We start from the raw sequence: 20,410 nt of genomic DNA, 5'->3' as shown, positions 1-20,410 counted from the left end.
TTCTCTACCTGTTCAGACGGCGGCAATATCTGTGTCATGTTTGAACCGACACCACAGGGGTGGAAGGTCCTCGGGAACCGGCCGGTACTGGCCGATCTCGGACCAGCCGCCAGGGCCATGGAAGTCACTGCCGGCGCTGACCAGCAGACCGAACTCACGGGCAAGGATCGCCAGGCTGCCCACCTGTTCTGCGGGCTGATGTCCGTTAACCACCTCGATCGCATGCCCGCCTGCTTGAATATAGTCGGCAATCAGCTTCCGGCGCTTGCTGCGAGTGAAATCGTAGTGCCAGGGATGTGCCAGGCTGACCCAGGCGCCCGCGGCGCGCAGCGTGCCAACGGTGTCTTCCAGGGTCGGCCAATGCAGCTTGACGTCGCCGAGCTTGCCGGCGCCGAGCCATTTGCGAAACGCCTCGGCGCGATCCTTTACGTAACCTTCACGCACCATCCAGTCGGCGAAATGCGGGCGGGCCGGCGCGTTGCCGCTGTCGCCCAGTTCCTGCTGGACCTGTCGGGCGCCCTCAAGGGCACCGGGCATGCCCTTGAGGGCGAGCTTGCGGCTTATTTCTTCCGACCGTAGCCAGCGGCCATCGTGCAATTTGGCGATGGCCTCAACCAGCGGTGCAGCGTTGACGTCGAAACCGTAGCCCAGCACATGAATGGTCGCCCCGCCCCAGGTGCAAGACAATTCGACGCCATTGACCAGTTGCATGCCCAGCTCGTTGGCGGCCGTACGCGCTTCGGCGAGGCCTTCGAGGGTGTCATGGTCGGTCAGGGACAAGACTCGCACGCCGTTCTCGAACGCACGCGCAACCAGTACCGCGGGCGCCAGGGCGCCGTCGGAGGCCGTGCTGTGGCAGTGCAAATCAACATTCACGGGGAGTTGTAACCTCAAATCAGCCGGCGCTATCGCGCGCCCATATGTTTGTTATTATGCCGACACATCCAGCTTCTGGCTCTCACTGTGAAACAATTCATCGATTTCATCCCGCTTCTGCTGTTCTTCATCGTTTACAAACTTGACCCTCGGGTCGTCGACATCGCCGGGCATGAAGTGACCGTAGGCGGAATCTACAGCGCTACGGCGATGCTGATCATCAGTTCTCTGGTGGTGTACGGCGCGCTGTTCATCAAACAGCGCAAGCTGGAAAAGAGCCAATGGCTGACGCTGATTGCCTGCCTGGTGTTCGGCAGCCTGACGCTGGCCTTTCACAGCGAAACCTTCCTGAAATGGAAAGCGCCGGTGGTCAACTGGCTGTTCGCCGCGGCCTTCATCGGCAGCCACTTCATCGGTGACCGCCTGCTGATCAAGCGCATCATGGGCCACGCGCTGACATTGCCGGACCCGGTGTGGACGCGCCTGAACATCGCCTGGATCGGCTTTTTCCTGTTCTGCGGGGCGGCCAACCTGTTCGTTGCCTTCACCTTCCAGAGCATCTGGGTCGACTTCAAGGTGTTCGGCAGTCTGGGCATGACGGTGCTGTTCCTGGTCGCGCAAGGCATCTACCTGTCTCGTCACCTGCACGACGCGGACACTACAACACCAAAAACCGAGGACTGACATGCTCTACGCCATCATTGCCACCGACGTCGCCAACTCGCTCGAAGCACGCCTGGCTGCACGCCCGGCGCATCTGGAGCGCCTGCAAGCACTCAAGGGCGAAGGCCGCATCGTCCTGGCCGGCCCGCACCCGGCCGTCGACAGCAATGATCCGGGCGCAGCGGGGTTCACCGGCAGCCTGATCGTTGCCGAATTCGATTCGCTGAACGCCGCACAAGCCTGGGCTGACGCCGATCCGTATATCGCCGCGGGCGTCTACGCCAACGTGATCGTCAAGCCTTTCAAACAAGTCTTACCGTAATCCCCACTGTGGCGAGGGAGCTTGTCGAATCGTCGCACCGTCCCGCTGGGGAGCGAAGCGCCCCCCGCTTTTTCAACTCAAAAGCAGTGGGACTGCTGCGCAGTCCCGCGGGAGCAAGCTCCCTCGCCACAGTTTCAACATGTGCCATCCCTCTGCATGACTCGCAGCACTGAACCTTCTCGGTTCATCGCCCTCTCAATCGCTCATTATTCTCGTTTGCCTGCCGACAACCTGCCCAATATCCATTTGGAAACAGGTGTCGCGATGCGCAAGGGTCCGTTGTGTCTGATGTTGCTCACGTTGTCGATCATGGCGCCCGCCCATGGTGAGGAAACCACCGAGGGTGGCAGCTCCACGCCATTGTCGCTGAGTGCCGGCAGTCAGATCACCGAGTTGCAGCAGCGCCTCAAGGCCAGCGAGCAGCAACGCGAAGAACTGAACAAACAACTGCAAAATGCCGACAACACCCGCGAAAGCGCCCAACTCGCCCGGCTGCGCCAAGAGAATCAGCGCTTGAAGCTGCAACTCAAGGAAGCCCAGGCGAGTCCGTTGCCGCGTCTGCTGACCGATCAGCAGCAGTGGTTCGTCACTGGCGCTGGAGTAGCGCTATTGGCGCTGCTCTGCGGTATCTTTGCCAGTGGTGCAAGCCGAAAACGTCGGCAGTGGCTAAATTGAGTGAGTCATGAGCGAGCTGTTACTGATTGATGATGACCAGGAGTTGTGTGAACTCCTGAGTAGCTGGTTGAGCCAGGAAGGCTTCCAGGTGCGCGCCTGCCACGATGGCCAGAGCGCCCGCAAGGCCTTGGCCGAAACCGCCCCCGCGGCGGTGGTGCTGGACGTGATGCTGCCCGACGGCAGCGGTCTGGAACTGCTCAAGCAATTGCGCAACGACCACGCCGACCTGCCGGTGCTGATGCTTTCAGCACGTGGCGAACCGCTGGACCGTATCCTCGGCCTCGAACTGGGCGCCGACGATTATCTGGCCAAACCCTGCGACCCACGCGAACTGACCGCCCGCCTGCGCGCCGTATTGCGCCGCAGCCACCCGGCCGCCGTGTCGACGCAGCTTGAGCTGGGTGATTTGAGTTTCAGCCCGGTGCGTGGCGTGGTCAGCATCGACGAAAAAGAACTGACCCTGACGGTATCCGAGAGCCGCCTGCTCGAAGCCCTGCTCAAGCAGCCCGGCGAGCCGCTGGACAAGCAGGAGCTGGCGCAACTGGCCCTCGGCCGCAAGCTGACCCTGTACGACCGCAGCCTCGACATGCACGTCAGCAACCTGCGCAAAAAGATCGGCCCCCACCCCGACGGCCGCCCGCGCATCGTTGCGCTGCGTAGTCGGGGTTACTACTACAGCCTTTGAACCAGCGCACTTCACTTGTGCGAGCCGGCTGGCGATGGGTTCGTTTGGTCGAGTTTTTTGCGTATATATCCGTTGCTGCGGTAACGGCTGCTTAAGGTTCCGCTCTTACAGCGGGTCACCTTTTTCAAACGCCAAAAAGGTAACCCAAAAGGCTTGCTCCTGCGTTCGGCCCTCGCAAGCTCGGGTTCCTTCGCTGCGGGACTGATCCGGGTGCAGCGTCTCCGGTTTGCTTCGCTGCACCTCCTCCCGCTGTGTTCGACTTCGTCGAACGGTCGCTGCGCTCCCACGCCCGGATCAATCCCGCAACGAAGCCTTCCGACGTCGCTGGTGAAACAAGATCAACAGCGCGCGAGCTGGCGCTCACTGTGTGAGTGGTTAGATGCAGGCGGTTGGCTTTGGATTTTTCTGATCGTTCCCACACGCCGCAAAGGAGTGCAGCCGGGGACGCTCCGCGTTCCACAGCTTGAAGATCGCTGCCTTCGGTAGTTCTTCAGGGGGTCAGTCGGGCATCGAACGAATAATGTCGGCCAAATCGTCCTTGGTTATCTCATTAGCCTTGATGGCGGCAGCGATGTCTTTTTTGGAAAGTGGAAAACGCTTGAAAATTTCTTTCAAAATATCCGCATCAACATTTGCCAGCCAGAGCGGACCAATGAACGAACCGCCATACTCAGGTTTCATGGGTACTTCTTCGTGAGCAATCGTACCTTTATGGTTGAGGTACACAACATAACGATCATGCCCTTCTGGAAAGCTTTTATCGTGATATAGCGTAGTACCCATCGGCAGTAAATAGTAATTCTCATCGCCATTTGGGCCTTCGATCAGCAATGGTTCTTTAGTTTTGATCATCTTCATGTCGTGCCCCTCCGAACTATGATCAAGAATCAGTAAAGCCAAAAAAATCGCATTGACCGATAGAGCTGCCACCAGCCATGGGCCGAGTTGCCTTGTAAACGTTTTATTTGTCATAGGGAGTCTCGGTGCTCGCTGGTTTGAAGGCGGGGCAAAACGTGCTGACGACGCCTTTTTTGTTCTTCGTTGAGCGACGATGTTGTCGAAGAGCAATCACAATCTGTGTCTTTGCATTATCCAAAAGATCGCAGCGTTCGGCAGCTCCTGCACAGGATATGTGTCAGCTCGGGAACGAAGCGTCTTTACCGAAGCTTTACGCTGCCCTGACCGCCGCTGACCTTGATCTGCGTAATCTGCACTCATCCGGAACGTACCGGGAACGAGACAAGGAGATACACCATGCGCAAGACTCTTATCGCTCTGATGTTCGCTGCCGCTCTGCCAACCGTGGCCATGGCCATGCCGCAGGATGGCGGCCCGCTGGGTGGTCCGCTTGACGGCCCGCGCCACGGCGGTCAGATGCACGGCGGCATGCACGGCAAAGGCCCGTACAGCCAGCTCGACCTGTCCCGCGAACAACGCGAGCAGATCCGCAAGATCATGGGCGAGCAGATGCACGAGCGTAAGCAAGTGGTCGACAAGTACCTGGAAAAGCTCTCGCCGGCCGACCAGAAAGCCATGAAGGACGAGATCGCGGCCAACCACAAGAAAGCCGAGTCCGAGGTGCGTGGGCTGCTGAAGCCGGAGCAACAGAAGCAGTTCGACGAGATCCAGAAGAAACGCGCCGAACGCCGCGCCGAATGGGCCGAGTTCAAGGCCTGGAAAGCGCAGCAGGCACAAAAGGCGCAATAATGCGTTAACCCTAGGCCCGACGGCTCACCCCGTCGGGCCTGTTTCCACCGATCCAGATGTAGGAGTGAGCCTGCTCGCGATAGCGGTGTGTCAGATAAGCATTAATTGACTGACCCACCGTTATCGCGAGCAGGCTCACTCCTACAATGGTTTTTGTGTTGTCTGAGGAGTTTCTGTGCGTTCACTGTTCTGGCGAATTCTCGCAAGCTTCTGGCTGGCCATCGCTCTGGTAGCCGGGCTGTCGATTCTGCTCGGGCACATGCTCAACCAGGACGCGTGGATTCTCAGCCGCCATCCGGGCCTCAACACACTCGCCGCGCAGTGGACGCAAACCTACGAAACCCAGGGCGAAGACGCCGCGCAAGACATCCTCGAACAACGAAAACGCCAGTACCACATCGATGTTCAGGTGCTCAACGAAACCGGCGATCCGGTGGTCCGCGGCACCTTCCCGCGTCGCGCCGCTGCCTTCGAAGCGCGGCAGAATAACGATGACCGCCGCCTGCCATGGCGGCGTTTGACCGACGAGTTCACCAGTGCAAAAACCGGTGACACTTATTTGTTCATTTATCGCATCCCGCATCCGGAGCTTGATTCGTGGCACCGCGAAAGCCTGCTCTGGCCGCTGAGTGCACTCGGCATCGCCTTGGTGGTACTGACCCTGTTCAGCTTGCTGGTGACCCTCTCCATTACCCGCCCGCTCAGCCGTCTGCGCGGCGCGGTGCATGACCTGGGGCAAACCACGTATCAGCAGAACAGCCTGGCGAAACTGGCCAACCGCCGTGATGAGTTCGGCGTACTCGCTACCGACTTCAACCGCATGGGCGCGCGCTTGCAAAGCCTGATCAGCAGTCAGCGCCAGTTGCTGCGCGACGTGTCCCATGAATTGCGCTCACCACTGGCGCGCCTGCGCATTGCCTTGGCGTTGGCGGAACGGGCCAATCCTGAAGAACGCGAAAAGCTCTGGCCACGACTGACTCGCGAGTGTGATCGGCTTGAAGCGCTGATCAGTGAAATTCTGGTGCTGGCGCGGGTCGATGCCGACAATGCCAGCGCCGAAGACGTGGATTTGAACGCGCTCCTCGCCACGCTGCAGAAGGACGCACAACTGGCGTCGCCGGAACAGGTTGTGCAACTCAATGCCGAGCCGCAACTGAACCTCAAGGGCTGGCCGACGATGATCGAACGCGCCGTTGACAACTTGCTGCGCAATGCCCAGCGTTTCAACCCGCCGGATCAGCCGATTGAACTGCAGGCCTCACGCCAGGGCGAGCGGATGGTCATCAGCGTGCGCGACCACGGGCCCGGGGTGCAGGCCGAGCATCTGAGTCAGTTGGGCGAGCCGTTCTATCGGGCGCCGGGGCAAACGGCGGCCGGCCACGGGTTGGGACTGGCGATTGCCAAGCGGGCGGCGGAGCGGCATGGAGGCACCCTGACGCTGGCCAATCATCCGCAGGGCGGGTTTGTGGCGAGTCTGGAATTGCCGCTGGTGCCGGGAGTCGTGCCCCAGCCCTGAAGCAAAAATGTGGGAGCGAGCCTGCTCGCGAAAGCGGTGTGTCAGTCAACGAATATGACGACTGACACCGCTTTCGCGAGCAGGCTCGCTCCTACATTTGATAATCGGGGTCAGGCGTTACCGGGCCAGGCGCTGACGAATTGCGTCAGGTCGACCTTCTCCGCCACGCGCGGCTCCTTCTGCGGCGTGCCGAGGTACAGAAACGCAATCACCTCCTCGTCTGCTGCCAGCCCCAAGCCATTGGCGACATGCTTTGAGTACGCCAGCTCGCCCGTACGCCACACCGCGCCAATCCCCTGTGCATACGCCGCCAGCAGGATCCCGTGAGCCGCGCACCCGGCGGCCAGCAGTTGCTCGGCCTTCGGATATTTGACGTGTTCCTGCAATCTGGCGATCACCACGACCACCAGCGGCGCACGCAACGGGCCGTTGCGGGCCTTGTCGATCATCGCTTCGGTGACTTCGCCTTCCTGCATTTGCGCAGCCTCGGCCAGCAACTCGCCCATCTGCTCACGCGCCGCGCCTTCGACGGTCAGAAAGCGATACGGCTGCAAGTGGCCGTGATCCGGTGCACGCATGGCCGCCCGGAACAGGGCTTCGCGCTGCTCGGCAGTCGGGGCCGGTTCGACCAGTCGGGGAACGGAAACACGGTTGAGCAACGCGTCGAGAGCCTGCATCGGCCACCTCCTGAAAAAAATGTGCGGCTATTCTAGCTTTAACTGCGCACCGCCTGCCGGTTTACATGCCCTGCCCCACAGGTAGAATGGCGCCCTTCCCACATCAGCCCGAGCGGACTCCATGGCGTTGCCGACCTTACGGATCATTGGTTTTATCATCGGCATCTTCCTGATCACCCTGGCTGTCGCCATGGTCGTGCCGATGGCCACCCTGGTGATTTTCGAGCGCACCAGCGATCTGCCGTCGTTCCTCTGGGCGAGCATGATCACCTTCGTCGCCGGCCTGGCCCTGGTGATTCCCGGCAGACCCGAACACATCCACCTGCGCCCGCGGGACATGTATCTGCTGACCGTCAGCAGTTGGCTGGTGGTGTGTATCTTCGCCGCGCTGCCGTTTCTGCTGACCCAGCACATCAGCTACACCGATTCATTTTTCGAAAGCATGTCCGGCATCACCGCCACCGGGGCGACAGTGCTCAACGGCCTCGACAACATGTCGCCCGGCATCCTGATGTGGCGTTCGTTGTTGCACTGGATCGGCGGCATCGGCTTTATCGGTATGGCGGTAGCGATTCTGCCGCTGTTGCGCATCGGTGGCATGCGCCTGTTCCAGACCGAATCCTCGGACCGCTCGGAAAAAGTCATGCCGCGCTCGCACATGGTGGCGCGGCTGATCGTGGCGGCATATGTCGGCATTACCATTCTCGGCAGCCTGGCGTTCTGGTGGGCGGGGATGAGCCCGTTCGATGCGATCAACCACGCGATGTCGGCCATCTCCACGGGCGGGTTCTCAACGTCCGACCAGTCGCTGGCAAAATGGACGCAACCGGCGGTGCACTGGGTGGCGATTGTCATCATGATCCTCGGCAGCCTGCCGTTCACGCTGTACGTGGCGACGCTGCGCGGCAACCGCAAGGCGCTGATCAGGGATCAACAGGTACAGGGTTTGCTGGCGATGCTGCTGGTGACCTGGCTGGTGCTCGGCACCTGGTACTGGTGGACCACCCAACTGCATTGGCTGGAGGCGCTGCGGCATGTGGCGCTGAACGTGACTTCGGTGGTCACCACCACCGGGTTTGCCCTGGGCGATTACAGCCTGTGGGGCAATTTCTCGCTGATGCTGTTCTTCTATCTGGGCTTTGTCGGCGGCTGCTCGGGATCGACCGCGGGCGGGATCAAGATTTTCCGTTTCCAGGTCGCCTATATCCTGCTCAAGGCCAACCTTAACCAACTGATTCACCCGCGCGCGGTGATCAAGCAGAAGTACAACGGCCACCGCCTCGACGAAGAAATCGTGCGCTCGATTCTGACCTTTTCGTTTTTCTTCGCCATCACCATCTGCGTGATCGCCCTGTTGCTGTCGCTGCTCGGCGTGGACTGGATGACGGCATTGACCGGCGCCGCCAGCACCGTCTCCGGCGTCGGCCCGGGTCTGGGCGAAACCATCGGCCCGGCGGGCAACTTCGCCACGCTGCCGGATGCGGCCAAGTGGATCCTGTCGTTCGGCATGCTGCTCGGGCGACTGGAGATCATTACCGTGTTTGTGCTGTGTATTCCGGCGTTCTGGCGTCATTGATCGTGCCCGGCGCCTGCAACAGCCGCGTCCGGTAATCGCCGGGCGTGGTGTTGAACCAGCGGCGAAAGGCACGGAAGAAATTGCTCGGATCGGCGAACCCCAGCAGGTAGGCAATTTCCAGCAAGGTCATGCCCGGCTGCGCCAGATACTGCTCGGCCAGTTCACGTCGGGTGTCATCGAGCAACTGCTGAAAACTCGTGCCCTCCTCTTGCAAGCGTCGCTGCAGAGTGCGCTGGGACAGGTGCAAGGTCTGCGCCACGGTATCGCGCTTGGGTTCGCCCTGAGGCAGCAGCCGACAAAGCACCTGTCGCGCCTTGTGGGTCACGCGGCTTTCGGAAAACCGCGCCAGGTATTCCCCGGCAAAACGGTCGTGCAACAGCGCCATCGCCTCATTGGCCGTTGGCAGCGGCGCCTCCATGTCGGCCCGTTCGAAAATCAGTGCATCGTACGGCGCGCTGAAGGTCATCGGTGCATGGAAGGCTAGCTTGTAAGGCTCCAGGTCAGCCGGTTCATCGCCCTGCATCAAGACTTTCACCGGGTGCAGCGTGCGCCCGCTCAGCCAGCCGCAAAGCGCCAGGGCGCAGGCCAGTGACGCTTCGGCACTTTGCCGGGTCGGCGGCAGATGATCGCCGTGAACCGTCAGGATCAGGCCATACCCTTCATCGAGCAAACGAAAACTCAGGTCGGCACTTTCGGCGATGATGCGCTGATAACGCACCAGCCGTTGAAAGCCTTCGGCCAGAGTGTTGCTCGACATGAGCGCATAGCCGGCGACATGAAACGAGGCCGGTCGCACCACCTTGCCCATGTTCAGGCCGATCGCCGGGTTACCGGACAAGTCGACCGCGCGTTGCCAGAGTCGGGTCATGGAGTCTTGCGGGAAGCGCGCGTCCGGATCATCCAGCGCTGCGTAATCGAGCCCCAGTTGCTTGAACAGAACCCGGCAATCCAGGCCGTCCATCTCCAGCGCTTTGACAATCCCCATCGCCCAGCTTGCAGAAGTCGTTCGTTCGCTCATGGCGTCTTATTCTTTTACATGATGGGCTGCATCTTGCGAGCCGATTTGCAAAGGATACTAAAGTGGCGCCGATTGTCACTGGCCCACCCTCATGATCACTCTAGACTCAAATAAGCTACCCGCCGCACAACTCGTCGCCAGAACAATAACCACAGAGATCGCAGTCGTGGAAAACGTAAAGCGTTTCAACAGCTTCGCTGAGTTCTACCCGTATTACCTCAGCGAACACAGCAACAGCACCTGTCGGCGCTTGCATTTCATCGGCACCAGCCTGGTGATTTTCATCCTCGCCCTGACCGTCGCCAAAGGCGCGTGGCTGCTGTTGCTGGCCTTGCCACTGGCCGGCTACAGCTTTGCCTGGATCGGGCATTTCTTCTTTGAAAAGAACCGACCGGCGACTTTCCAGCATCCGCTGTACAGCCTGCTCGGTGACTTTGTCATGTACCGCGACATGATTCTGGGTCGCGTAGCGTTCTGAAGGAGGCTCTGCCCGTGAATGCGACTGCCCGCTTTACCCATATGAAGGACGGCACCGAGGAAGACTGGGCGATCATCGCCGCCGACTTCAGCGCCTATGCCAGACAGCTGCCGGCGCGGATCATCACTCATTTGAAATTGCTCGAAGGCGACTTCGGTGGTTTCCCCGTGGATCGCCTGACCCACTCGTTGCAAACCGCGACCCGTGCCTTTCGTGATGGCCGCGACGAGGAGTATGTGGTTTGCGCGCTGCTGCACGACATCGGGGACACCCTCGGCTCCTACAACCACCCGGACATTGCTGCGGCGATTCTCAAGCCGTTTGTCAGCGCCGAAAATCTGTGGATGGTCGAGAAGCACGGGATATTTCAGGGGTACTACTTCTTTCATCACCTGGGCATGGATCGGCACCTGCGCGAGCAGTTCAAGGACCATCCGCAGTTTCAAGCGACGGCCGAGTTTTGCGCCAAATACGATGCGGCGGCGTTTGATCCGGATTACCACAGCCTGCCGCTGAGCTTTTTCGAGCCGATGATGGAGCGGCTGTTTGCGCAGCCGAAGAACTCGATTTACAAGGCGGCGATGGAGCAACACAGCCCGGCCTGAGCACACCGCAGATGAAGAAATGTGGGAGCGGGCTTGCTCGCGAAAGCAGTGTGTCAGTTGATATTTCCTTGTCTGACACAGCGAATTCGCGAGCAAGCCCGCTCCCACATCTGGATCTGTGTGGATCAGGCGATTTCGGCAACCCTGGCCGCTTTCAACTGCGCCTCGCGAGCCTGCGCATCCGCCAGCCGATACAACTCGATCGTGCCATCCCAATGCTCGATCAGCGCCGTGCACGACTCCACCCAATCGCCGCAGTTGAGGTAATCGACCTCGCCCACCTTGCGGATTTCGGCATGGTGAATGTGTCCGCAAACCACCCCATGCAGTCCACGCTTCACGCATTCATGGGCGATGGCTTCCTCAAAATCACTGATGAAACTCACCGCCGTCTTGACCTTGTGCTTGAGGTACGCCGACAACGACCAGTACCCATAGCCATACCGCGCCCGCCAGTGATTGAGCCAGCGATTGAGGGTCAGGGTGAACTCATAGGCGGAGTCGCCGAGAAAGGCCAGCCAGCGGTGATAACGGGTGATCACGTCGAACTGATCGCCGTGAATCACCAGCAAATGCCGGCCATCTGCCGTGACATGCACCGCCTCGTCGACCAACTGGATATTGCCCAGAATCAGCTTCGAATAGCGTCTTAGAAATTCATCGTGGTTGCCGGTGACGTAAATGACCTCGGTGCCGCGCTTGCTCATGGTCAGCAGACGGCGGATGACATTGGTGTGTGCCTGCGGCCAGTACATGCCGCCGCGCAGTTTCCAGCCGTCGATGATGTCGCCGACCAGGTAGATCTTGTCGGCGTGGTAGCCCTTGAGAAACTGCGATAAATGCTCGGCCTGGCAATCGCGCGTGCCCAGGTGCACGTCGGAGATCCACAGGGTTCGCACCCGTTGTTTGCGGCTGGGTCTGGCGAGCTCGGCGCTGGTCATGGGCAACCCTCTGCGATGTTTTCGCCAGCTTGCGCGCGTCCGGTTAATCGACCGTGACAGGCGTGCGTCAGTCGTGTGACAGCGCACATCGTTCACAAAATGAGGATTCGGATGACAGACGCGACGGCGCCAGCGCTTTAGACTGGCGCTCTTTTGATGATCGTTCCCATGCTCCTGCATGCAGCCGTGACGCTCCGCGTCATTGGACGCAGAGCGTCCCTGGAGGCATTCCTTTGCGGCGCCTGGGAACGATCAAAACTGTGTCTGGATCAAGGATTGCAATGACTCCGCGTACCGCCCTCGGCGCCCTGCATATCGGCGCTTTGATGTTCGGCCTGACCGGTGTGTTCGGCAAACTCGCCGCCGCGTCGCCGGCAGTTATCGTCTTCGGCCGCGCCGCGTTTGCCGTGCTCGCGCTGGCTTTCTTCGCCCGTTTCGCCAGCCAGAACGGCTGGCAAAAACTGCAAGCGGTGGACTGGCGGCGCCTGGGGCTCAGCGGCGTGTTGCTGGCCGGACACTGGGTGAGTTTTTTCGTCTCGGTGAAGATTGCCGGTGTCGCCATCGCCACGTTGGGCTTTGCCAGTTTCCCGGCCTTTACGGTGATTCTCGAAGGGCTGATTTTCCGTGAGCGCATCCGCGCCAATGAAATCGTGCTGGTGGTGCTGGTGAGCCTCGGGCTGGTGCTGGTGACGCCAGCGTTCGACCTGGGCAGTGGCGCGACCGTCGGTTTGCTCTGGGCGGTGCTGTCCGGCCTGCTGTTTTCCCTGCTGTCGCTGACCAATCGCGCCAGCTCAGGGCGCATCCCGGCGGTGCAGGCGGCGCTGTGCCAGAACGTGGTGGTCGCGTTGTGTCTGTTGCCGGTCGCAGCGCCACAACTGAGTGAGGTCCGCGCTTTGGATTGGCTGTGGATCGCTCTGCTCGGGGTGTTCTGCACCGGCGTGGCGCACAGTCTGTTCGTCGCCAGTCTCGCGGTGATCAAGGCGCGCACGGCGGCGGTGGTGTTCGCCATGGAGCCGGTCTACGGCATCACCATCGCCTGGTTGCTGTTCAGTGAAACCCCGACGCTGCGCATGCTCATCGGTGGCGCGTTGATCATCATCGCCATCGTGGTGTCGGCGCGGATGTCAGGCTCGGCCAACAAGAAAACCGTCGCAGCCGAAGCTGCATCTCACTGAGCGCGGTCGTTGTGCCCAAGATCACGGTCAGGATCAATCTGATCGCGAACCCGCTGTTTCAACACTTTGGCTTCGGGGAAACCGCCATCGGCCTTGCGCTCCCAGATCTGCACACCCGCGCAGGTGATGTGAAATACCCCGCCGGTGCCGGGCACCAGTGAGACTTTGCCGAGATCATCGGCAAACGTGCTGAGCAACTCCTGCGCCAGCCACGCGGCGCGCAGCAGCCACTGGCATTGGGTGCAATAGGTGATAACAACTTCTGCTTTGGCGACAGTCATGTTCGCTGGACTCATGAGACAGAGGGCGCCGCTATAATAGCCGGCTTTACCGCTCGCCCCGAGACTCACAATGCGCCGTTTGCTGTTCTGCCTGCTGCTTGGTTTGCTTCCCGTGTTGGTTTACGCCAGTGAAACGCCGCGACCGAAAGTCGGCCTGGTGTTGTCCGGTGGCGCGGCGCGCGGGCTGGCGCACATTGGCGTGCTCAAGGCCCTGGAAGAGCAAGGCATCAAGATCGATGCAATCGCCGGCACCAGCATGGGCGCGGTGGTCGGCGGACTCTACGCCTCGGGCTATCAGATCGATGAACTCGAAAAACTCGCGCTGAACATCGACTGGCAAGCCGCCTTGTCCGACGCCCCGCCCCGAGAAGACGTGCCGTTTCGACGCAAGCAGGACGACCGCGACTTTCTGGTCAAACAGAAACTCAGCTTTCGCGACGACGGCAGCCTCGGCCTGCCGTTGGGGGTGATTCAGGGCCAGAACCTGGCGCTGTTGCTTGAGAGCCTCTTGGCGCATACCAGCGACACCCGGGATTTCGACAAGCTGCCCATTCCGTTCCGCGCCGTGGCGACGGACATTGCCAACGGCGAGAAAGTGGTGTTTCGCAAAGGTCATCTGCCCCAGGTGATCCGTGCCAGCATGTCGATCCCGGCAGTGTTCGCCCCAGTTGAACTCAACGGCCGCCTGCTGGTGGACGGCGGCATGACCGACAACATCCCTCTGGATGTCGCGCGGGAAATGGGCGTCGACATCGCCATCGTCGTCGACATCGGCACGCCGCTGCGCAACCGCAAACAATTGAGCACCGTGGTCGATGTGCTGAATCAGTCAATCACCCTGATGACCCGCAGCAACTCTGAAGAACAGTTGGCCACTCTTAAACCCACCGACGTGCTGATCCAGCCGGCGCTGGCAGCGTTTGGCGTGACCGATTTCGGCAAAGCCCAGGAAATGATCGACGCCGGCTACCGCGCCACCCGAATTCTCGACGCACGCCTGGCTCAGCTCAAGCCCGACGAATCCCAGGATGCCGAACTCAACGCCGCCCGCTCGCCAGGCCAACGGACGCCGGTCATTACCGCGATCCGTGTCGAAAACGATTCGAAAGTCGACGATGACGTGATTCGCTATTACATCCGCCAGCCCGTCGGTGAGCCGCTGGACCTGAGCCGCTTGCACTCGGACATGGGCACCCTGTACGGCCTCGACTATTTCGAGCAGGTGCAATACCGCGTGGTGCACAAGGGTCAGGATCACACGCTGGTCATCAGCGCGCGCGGCAAACGCAGCGGCACCGACTACCTGCGAGTTGGCCTGAACCTGTCAGACGACATGCGCGGCGACAGCGCTTTCAATCTCGGCGCCAGCTATCGCGTCAACGGTATCAACCGCCTCGGCGCCGAATGGCTGACCCGCGCGCAGATTGGCGACAAACAGGAACTGTACAGCGAGTTTTATCAGCCGCTGGACGTCGGTTCGCGCTATTTCGTCGCGCCCTATGCCGCGTTTGAAGCACAGAATGTCGATTCAGTGCTTGATAACGATCCGGTCGCGCAGTATCGCGTCGAGCGCTATGGCTTCGGCCTCAACCTCGGCCGCCAGATCGGAAACAACGGCGAAGTGCGCTTCGGCGTCGGTCAGGCCTGGGGCAAGGCTGACGTGCGCATTGGTGATCAGGACCTGCCGAGCGAAAGCTTCAACGAGGGTTTTTACTCGCTGAAGTACTCTTACGATTCGCTGGACAACGTGTATTTCCCTCATGAGGGCAAGGACGTCAGCCTGACCTTTGCGCAGTTCGAGCCGGGCCTGGGTTCCGACACACGTTACCGGCAGTGGGAATTCAAACTCGACAAAGCCATGAGCCATGGCCCGGACACGCTGATTCTGGGTGGGCGCTACGGCCGCACGCTGGATGACGCGAATGTGGTGACATCGAGCTTCCTGCTCGGCGGTGCGCGGCAGTTGTCAGGCTTTCGCGAAGACGCCATTTCCGGGCAGAACGTCAGCCTGATGCGCGCCGTGTATTACCGTCGGCTGACTCCGCGATCGTACCTGCCACTGGACTTCCCGCTGTACGCCGGTGCTTCGCTGGAACGCGGCCGGGCGTGGAACAACGACAATGAATTCGACAGCGGCTACATCAACGCAGCCAGCGTGTTTATCGGTTTCGACACGCCGTTGGGGCCGTTGAACTTCAGCTATGGACTCAATGATGCGGATGAGCAGGCGGTGTATCTGAATCTGGGGCAGACCTTTTAATCACGTCGCTTCGCAATCAGCCATCGCGAGCAGGCTCACTCCTACATTTGAATGGTGTTCACAGATCCATTGTAGGAGTGAGCCTGCTCGCGATAGCGGTTCCAGACACGCCACCAACAATCGGTTCTCAGCGAATCCCCGCCAACAACGTCCGCGCCGTTTGCTTCAAAGGCTCGTCGCCCTCCTTGAGCAATTCAGTGAGCAAGGCAATCGCACTGTCGATATTGCCGTCATCGATGCAGGTTTGCGCCTGCTCCAGCTTTTCCGAACCAGCGGCCGGCTCCCCCATCAGAGGTCGCTGCGAATCATCGAACTCATTGAGAAAGTCATCATCCAGCGGCTGCGCGTCCGGCTCGGAGAACCATTCGAGTTCCACGTCGTCCTTGCTAGCCACCTCTCCCAGGTCGAAACCCTCGGGCAATACTTGCAGGTCTGACAGTGAGACGTTTTCGTCCGCCACGGGCGGAACGGGCGTTTCTTTACTCGCTTCCAGATCCCAATTGGCATCCATCGACAGCTCACCCAGATTCAGCTCGAAATCATCTTCAGGGGCTGTTGGAACGGAAGCACCGTCGGGGGCGAGCGCCACCACCGGCGCCAATGCGGCAGTGCTGACCAGTTTGGCATGGCGACCGCGTGCTTCCTGAAGTTGCCGGTCCTCGACACCCAGTTCGCGCAAACGGCTTTCCTGCTGATCATAGGCGGCGCTGTCGCCCTGACGACCGTACACTTCGAGTAATTGCAGGCCGAGGTCAATGCGCTCCGGCTCCTTTTGCAAGGCATCGCGTAACAGCCCGGCGGCTTCCCCGAGTCTTCCGTAAGCCAGATAAATGCCCACGGCTTCGAGTACGTCACCCGCGCCCGGCTCTTCGCGGGGGTCGGGCGTCACGTTGGCGGTGACGGGCGCGGCAGCGTCGACGGGGTCGGCGTCAGGCTCGGGCCCCTGCGGCAATAGCGTCAGCGGCTCGCCCGTTTGCTCTGCTTGCTGGCGCCGGCGCTGCACGAACAACGCGCCCAGCGCCCCGAGCGCCAACAATAGGCCGGCGAGCAGTGGCCAGTTCACACCGCCCTCAGGCTCGGCAGCAGGTGCAAGCGCTGGCGGCGATGCAATCGGCGGCGCGACGGGCGCTGGCGGCGGTTGTTGCAATTCCGCCAGACGGGTTTGCAAGTCACTGACCTGCTTCCTGCCGTCGGCAATCTGCGCCTCCTGTGCCTGCAACCTCGCGTTCTGTTCATCCACGGTTTTCTGCAGTTGTTGATTCAGCAACACACTGGCGGCCAGTTGCTCGGCCAGGCCATCGTTGGCGGGAGTCGTTGTCGATGGCGGCGACGCGGGCGCGGCTTCACGCTTGCCCTGTGCCGCCTGGGGCTTCGCTGTAGCGGGTTCGACCGCAGGAAACCCGGAAGTCTGCATCGGCGGATCCGGCTCATCGCTGGCCGGCACGATACCGGGCGAACCCGGCGGGTCAATCAGCACGGTGTATTCGCGCAACAGGCGGCCATTGGGCTGGTCGAGTTGCACAAGGAAACTCAAAAACGGTTCGCTGACCGGTTTACGAGACGTCACCCGGATCATCTGGCGCTTGCCACGCAGAATCGGCGTGAACCTGAGATCGTTGAGAAAGAACACGCGCTCGACGCCCGCCCGGCCGAATTCATCCGCCGAGGCCAGGCTGGCCGAGAGATCGTTCTGCGTCAAAGTGCCGACATCGACCAACGCGATGTCGGCCTTGAACGGCTGATTGAGGGCTGAGTGAACCGTTATTTCGCCCAACCCCAACGCCATCGACCAGGTCGAATAGCTGAATACGCCCGCGAACAGCAGCCATTTGGCGCCCTCGCGCAGCACGTGCCGACTTGCAAGCATGGGCATCCCTTAATAAGCAAAACCGGTTTCCAGGCGTTCGTACATCCGGTACGAACACGATATTGCCCAGTAGTTCTTATAGTCTGCTCAGCGCGATCCCTCAAAAAACCGGTGCGGTGTTATGCCTCAGGATTTTTCCAGATTGGCCAGAATGTGCCCGTGAACGCGCATGCACACCTTTAAATCCGCCTCGTCGACGCCATCGAACAATTCGTGGCGCAGCTGTGTGGCAATGGTTTCAATTTGTTCGATCAACGGCAGCGCAGGTGCGCACAGGACTATTTTTTTCGCCCGGCGGTCTTCGAGCACGGACTGGCGTTGCACCAGCCCCTGGCTTTCAAGACTATCGAGCAAGCGTGCCAGAGTCGGGCCTTCGACGCCGACACTCTGCGCCAGTTCACGTTGGGTCGGCGCTTCTTCAAAGCGCGCCAGGTGCAGCAGCACCAGCCAGCGCGCCTGGGACAGCCCGAGGCCAGCAAGGCGCCGGTCCAGTTCGGCACGCCAGCCACGGGACATCTGGGCCAGTTGCATGCCAAAGCGGTGTTGATCGGTTAACGGCATAAAACACTCACGGTTAGACTGAAAATACGGAAAATCTAATTATTAGTCAGCTAAGCATGAGCGGCAGTTATAGGCAAGAGACGCTCTGTACTGAATCGTTACAACTGCACAGGGCTTGGCGCAAACGCCGTCTCACATCTCAAATTCAGACTGCAACGCCGCCCGCACACAATAAAGCACACCCTCGGGCACCCTCCCGGCGAACAGCTCTGCAATTTCGGCGACCGGGGGCAACTCGCCCTCCCCATCGAGAAACGCGTCCTGCACCTCACCCATCAGCTCTTCAGGCAAGTCCAGCGCCTGCTCCAGCGACAGCTGCTGCTTGCCGATGGCCTCGGCGAGCATGCTGTAAACGTTCTTCTCCGAGCACTGCAACTGCCCGGCGATCTGCATCGGCGTCATCCCGGCGCGGGCCAGGGTAATCAGCTCGTGGCGTACGTCGGCCACCACCTTCGGCGCCTCCACCTCGCCGCCGAGCACTTCGAGGAAGGCCTCGCCGTAGCGCTCCAGCTTGCGCGCGCCAACACCGCTGACCCGGGCCATTTCCGCCAGCGAGGTCGGTTGGCTGCGGAGCATTTCCAGCAAGGTCGAATCGGGAAAAATAACGTAAGGCGGCACACCGTGTTCTTCGGCCAGTTTACGCCGCAGGGCGCGCAAGGCTTCCCACTGTTCGCGCTCTTCGCCGCGCACCAACTGACTGGCCGGGCTCTTGCTGGTGGTCTTGGCGGTGACCTGCGGTTTGAGATCGCGGCGCAACTCCAGACTCACTTCGCCCTTGAGCAGCGGTCGGCAGCTGTCGTTCAGGCGCAGACCGCCGTAGCCTTCGTGGTCGACATCCGCCAGCCCACGCGCCACCAACTGGCGGAACAGCGAACGCCATTCGCTCTCGCTCAGGGCCTTGCCGACACCGTACACCGACAGATGCTGATGGCCGAAGCTGCGGACTTTTTCGTTGTCCTTGCCCAGCAACACGTCGACCAGATGGCCGACGCCATAGCGCTGCCCGGTGCGGAAAATCGCCGACAACGCCTGGCGCGCCGGCTCCGTCGCGTCCCAGGTTTGCACGCCATCGACGCAGTTGTCGCAGTGGCCGCAGGGCTCAGGCATGTCTTCGTCGAAGTAGGCCAGCAACGTCTGGCGGCGGCAGCGGGTTTCTTCGCACAGCGAGAGCATGGCGTCGAGCTTGTGCTGCTCCAGACGCTTGTGCCGCTCGTCGCCTTCGGAGTTTTGCAGCATCTGCTTGAGCATCACCACGTCTTGCAGACCGTAGGCCATCCACGCATCCGCCGGCAGGCCGTCACGACCACCGCGACCGGTTTCCTGATAATAGGCTTCAAGGGATTTCGGCAGATCGAGGTGGGCGACAAAACGCACGTTGGGCTTGTCGATACCCATGCCGAACGCCACGGTGGCGACCATGATCAGGCCTTCCTCGTTGAGAAAGCGCTTTTGGTGATAGGCGCGCAAATCATTGGGCAGGCCGGCGTGGTAAGGCAGCGCCGGAAAGCCCTGCTCACTGAGGAACGCCGCGACTTCCTCGACCTTCTTGCGCGACAGGCAATAAACGATGCCGGCATCGCTGCGCCGCTCGGCGAGGAACGCCAGCAACTGCTTGCGCGGCTGCTCTTTGGGGACGATGCGGTAGAAGATGTTCGGGCGGTCAAAACTGGACAGGAAACGCTCGGCGTTCTGCAAGTGCAGACGGGTAACGATTTCTTCGCGGGTGCGCTTGTCGGCAGTGGCCGTCAGGGCGATACGCGGCACATTGGGAAACATCTCGGCCAACTGGCCCAGTTGCAGGTATTCCGGACGGAAATCATGGCCCCATTGCGATACGCAGTGGGCTTCGTCAATCGCGAACAAGGCGATGTCCAGGCCCTGCAGGAACGCCAACATGCGCGGCTGCACCAGACGCTCGGGCGCCAGATAGAGCATTTTCACTTCACCGCGCTTGATCCGCACCGCCAGATCGCGCTGCTGCTCGGCGCTCAGCGTGGAGTTCAGCGCGGCAGCGGCGACGCCCAGCTCTTCAAGGGTGGCGACCTGATCGTCCATCAATGCGATCAGAGGCGAAACCACCACCGCCAAACCTTCACGCAACAGCGCCGGCACCTGGAAGCACAAGGACTTGCCGCCACCGGTAGGCATCAGCACCAGCGCATCACCGCCGCTGGCCACACGCTCAATGATTGCACCCTGACGGCCACGGAAACTGTCGTAGCCGAAGATGTCCTTGAGGACGCGTTGAGCCTGTTCGAGCATAAAAACTCCAAAAATCTACCGATACATCCCTGCTCAGGCTGGTTCAGAACAGCCGGGGCTGCTTAAACAAAACGTAAGAACGCATTGCATGAAACGCACAATGCGAGCAGGAATCGCAAAACGCGGCAGTATACCCGAGGCCTTCACTGCGCAGGGTGCCGCTGATAAGACCACTCTGCAATTCGCCTCAGAACCCTGTGGGAGCGAGCCTGCTCGCGAAGGCGGCGTGTCAGGCACGTTTGTCTCAACTGACCCACCGTATTCG

General features: G+C 60.7%; 20 protein-coding genes. 11 read left to right on the top strand and 9 right to left on the bottom strand.

Annotated elements, in window-relative coordinates; translation table 11 throughout:
* Positions 1–12: 12 nt before the first annotated feature.
* Positions 13–876 carry a PHP domain-containing protein gene (locus HU765_RS16505; protein WP_186621743.1) on the bottom strand — a complete coding sequence of 288 codons (864 nt, stop codon included), beginning with the start codon at positions 874–876 and terminating at the stop codon, positions 13–15.
* An 87-nt stretch (positions 877–963) separates the two neighbouring features.
* On the opposite strand from HU765_RS16505, the gene HU765_RS16500 reads away from it, so the two are divergent.
* The 4 genes from HU765_RS16500 (at position 964) to HU765_RS16485 (ending at position 3,221) form a co-directional block, all read left to right on the top strand.
* Complete coding sequence (locus tag HU765_RS16500; protein WP_186550800.1) at positions 964–1,560, top strand: septation protein A; 597 nt, start codon at positions 964–966, stop codon at positions 1,558–1,560.
* 1 nt (position 1,561) lies between these two features.
* On the top strand, positions 1,562–1,861 hold the full coding sequence (locus HU765_RS16495) for a YciI family protein (RefSeq protein WP_186621742.1): 300 nt from the start codon (positions 1,562–1,564) through the stop codon (positions 1,859–1,861).
* Between the two features lie 264 nt (positions 1,862–2,125).
* Positions 2,126–2,536: a translation initiation factor 2 gene (locus HU765_RS16490; protein WP_039761083.1), complete on the top strand. Its 411-nt coding sequence runs from the start codon at positions 2,126–2,128 to the stop codon at positions 2,534–2,536.
* 7 nt (positions 2,537–2,543) lie between these two features.
* Entirely contained in the window at positions 2,544–3,221 is a 678-nt protein-coding gene (locus HU765_RS16485) for a response regulator transcription factor (protein ID WP_016771129.1), read from the top strand.
* 498 nt (positions 3,222–3,719) lie between these two features.
* Here the strand turns inward: HU765_RS16485 and HU765_RS16480 are convergent, their stop codons facing one another.
* On the bottom strand, positions 3,720–4,193 hold the full coding sequence (locus HU765_RS16480; protein ID WP_186550806.1) for a hypothetical protein: 474 nt from the start codon (positions 4,191–4,193) through the stop codon (positions 3,720–3,722).
* A 282-nt stretch (positions 4,194–4,475) separates the two neighbouring features.
* On the opposite strand from HU765_RS16480, the gene HU765_RS16475 reads away from it, so the two are divergent.
* Together HU765_RS16475 and HU765_RS16470 are read left to right on the top strand one after the other, a co-directional pair.
* Complete coding sequence (locus HU765_RS16475; RefSeq protein ID WP_186550808.1) at positions 4,476–4,928, top strand: Spy/CpxP family protein refolding chaperone; 453 nt, start codon at positions 4,476–4,478, stop codon at positions 4,926–4,928.
* 175 nt (positions 4,929–5,103) lie between these two features.
* Positions 5,104–6,444, top strand: coding sequence for an ATP-binding protein (locus tag HU765_RS16470; RefSeq protein ID WP_186621740.1), 1,341 nt, complete (start codon positions 5,104–5,106; stop codon positions 6,442–6,444).
* 110 nt (positions 6,445–6,554) lie between these two features.
* Here HU765_RS16470 and HU765_RS16465 read toward each other — a convergent pair whose 3' ends face one another.
* Positions 6,555–7,121, bottom strand: coding sequence for an NAD(P)H nitroreductase (locus tag HU765_RS16465; RefSeq protein WP_186621738.1), 567 nt, complete (start codon positions 7,119–7,121; stop codon positions 6,555–6,557).
* 121 nt (positions 7,122–7,242) lie between these two features.
* Here HU765_RS16465 and HU765_RS16460 point away from each other — a divergent pair, with 121 nt between their 5' ends.
* Positions 7,243–8,697, top strand: coding sequence for a TrkH family potassium uptake protein (locus HU765_RS16460; protein ID WP_186550814.1), 1,455 nt, complete (start codon positions 7,243–7,245; stop codon positions 8,695–8,697).
* On the opposite strand, the gene HU765_RS16455 is transcribed toward HU765_RS16460, so the two are convergent.
* The gene (locus HU765_RS16455; RefSeq protein WP_202883675.1) at positions 8,654–9,715 is read right to left on the bottom strand and encodes an AraC family transcriptional regulator; all 1,062 of its coding nucleotides are present in this window, start codon (positions 9,713–9,715) and stop codon (positions 8,654–8,656) included. The genes HU765_RS16460 and HU765_RS16455 overlap by 44 nt on opposite strands.
* Positions 9,716–9,881: 166 nt before the next feature.
* Between HU765_RS16455 and HU765_RS16450 the strand changes: the two genes are divergently transcribed.
* The gene (locus HU765_RS16450) at positions 9,882–10,193 is read left to right on the top strand and encodes an Mpo1-like protein (protein WP_186621737.1); all 312 of its coding nucleotides are present in this window, start codon (positions 9,882–9,884) and stop codon (positions 10,191–10,193) included.
* 14 nt (positions 10,194–10,207) lie between these two features.
* Entirely contained in the window at positions 10,208–10,798 is a 591-nt protein-coding gene (locus HU765_RS16445) for an HD domain-containing protein (RefSeq protein WP_186621736.1), read from the top strand.
* Positions 10,799–10,923: 125 nt separating this feature from the next.
* On the opposite strand, the gene HU765_RS16440 is transcribed toward HU765_RS16445, so the two are convergent.
* Positions 10,924–11,739 carry a UDP-2,3-diacylglucosamine diphosphatase gene (locus HU765_RS16440; RefSeq protein ID WP_186550820.1) on the bottom strand — a complete coding sequence of 272 codons (816 nt, stop codon included), beginning with the start codon at positions 11,737–11,739 and terminating at the stop codon, positions 10,924–10,926.
* 281 nt (positions 11,740–12,020) lie between these two features.
* Here HU765_RS16440 and HU765_RS16435 point away from each other — a divergent pair, with 281 nt between their 5' ends.
* Positions 12,021–12,914 carry a DMT family transporter gene (locus HU765_RS16435; RefSeq protein WP_186621735.1) on the top strand — a complete coding sequence of 298 codons (894 nt, stop codon included), beginning with the start codon at positions 12,021–12,023 and terminating at the stop codon, positions 12,912–12,914.
* On the opposite strand, the gene HU765_RS16430 is transcribed toward HU765_RS16435, so the two are convergent.
* A complete protein-coding gene (locus HU765_RS16430; protein ID WP_160768200.1) occupies positions 12,908–13,195 on the bottom strand; it encodes a SelT/SelW/SelH family protein in 288 nt (95 codons plus the stop codon). The two genes, HU765_RS16435 and HU765_RS16430, sit on opposite strands and share 7 nt — an antisense overlap.
* Positions 13,196–13,265: 70 nt before the next feature.
* Between HU765_RS16430 and HU765_RS16425 the strand changes: the two genes are divergently transcribed.
* A complete protein-coding gene (locus HU765_RS16425; RefSeq protein WP_186550826.1) occupies positions 13,266–15,455 on the top strand; it encodes a patatin-like phospholipase family protein in 2,190 nt (729 codons plus the stop codon).
* A gap of 127 nt (positions 15,456–15,582) precedes the next feature.
* On the opposite strand, the gene HU765_RS16420 is transcribed toward HU765_RS16425, so the two are convergent.
* The 3 genes from HU765_RS16420 to recQ form a co-directional block, all read right to left on the bottom strand.
* Positions 15,583–17,322 (bottom strand): FimV/HubP family polar landmark protein, encoded by a 1,740-nt coding sequence (locus HU765_RS16420; protein ID WP_186621734.1) that lies wholly within the window; start codon positions 17,320–17,322, stop codon positions 15,583–15,585.
* A gap of 126 nt (positions 17,323–17,448) precedes the next feature.
* Positions 17,449–17,883 (bottom strand): MarR family transcriptional regulator, encoded by a 435-nt coding sequence (locus tag HU765_RS16415; protein ID WP_186621733.1) that lies wholly within the window; start codon positions 17,881–17,883, stop codon positions 17,449–17,451.
* 132 nt (positions 17,884–18,015) lie between these two features.
* Complete coding sequence (gene recQ / locus HU765_RS16410) at positions 18,016–20,145, bottom strand: DNA helicase RecQ (RefSeq protein WP_186621732.1); 2,130 nt, start codon at positions 20,143–20,145, stop codon at positions 18,016–18,018.
* Between the last annotated feature and the right edge of the window lie 265 nt (positions 20,146–20,410).

Origin of the sequence: Pseudomonas sp. SWRI81 (genome assembly GCF_014268545.1) — a bacterium.
Lineage (GTDB): Bacteria > Pseudomonadota > Gammaproteobacteria > Pseudomonadales > Pseudomonadaceae > Aquipseudomonas > Aquipseudomonas hamedanensis.
Note: the sequence above shows the minus strand (reverse complement) of the source record. Positions and strands in the feature narration are given on the sequence as shown.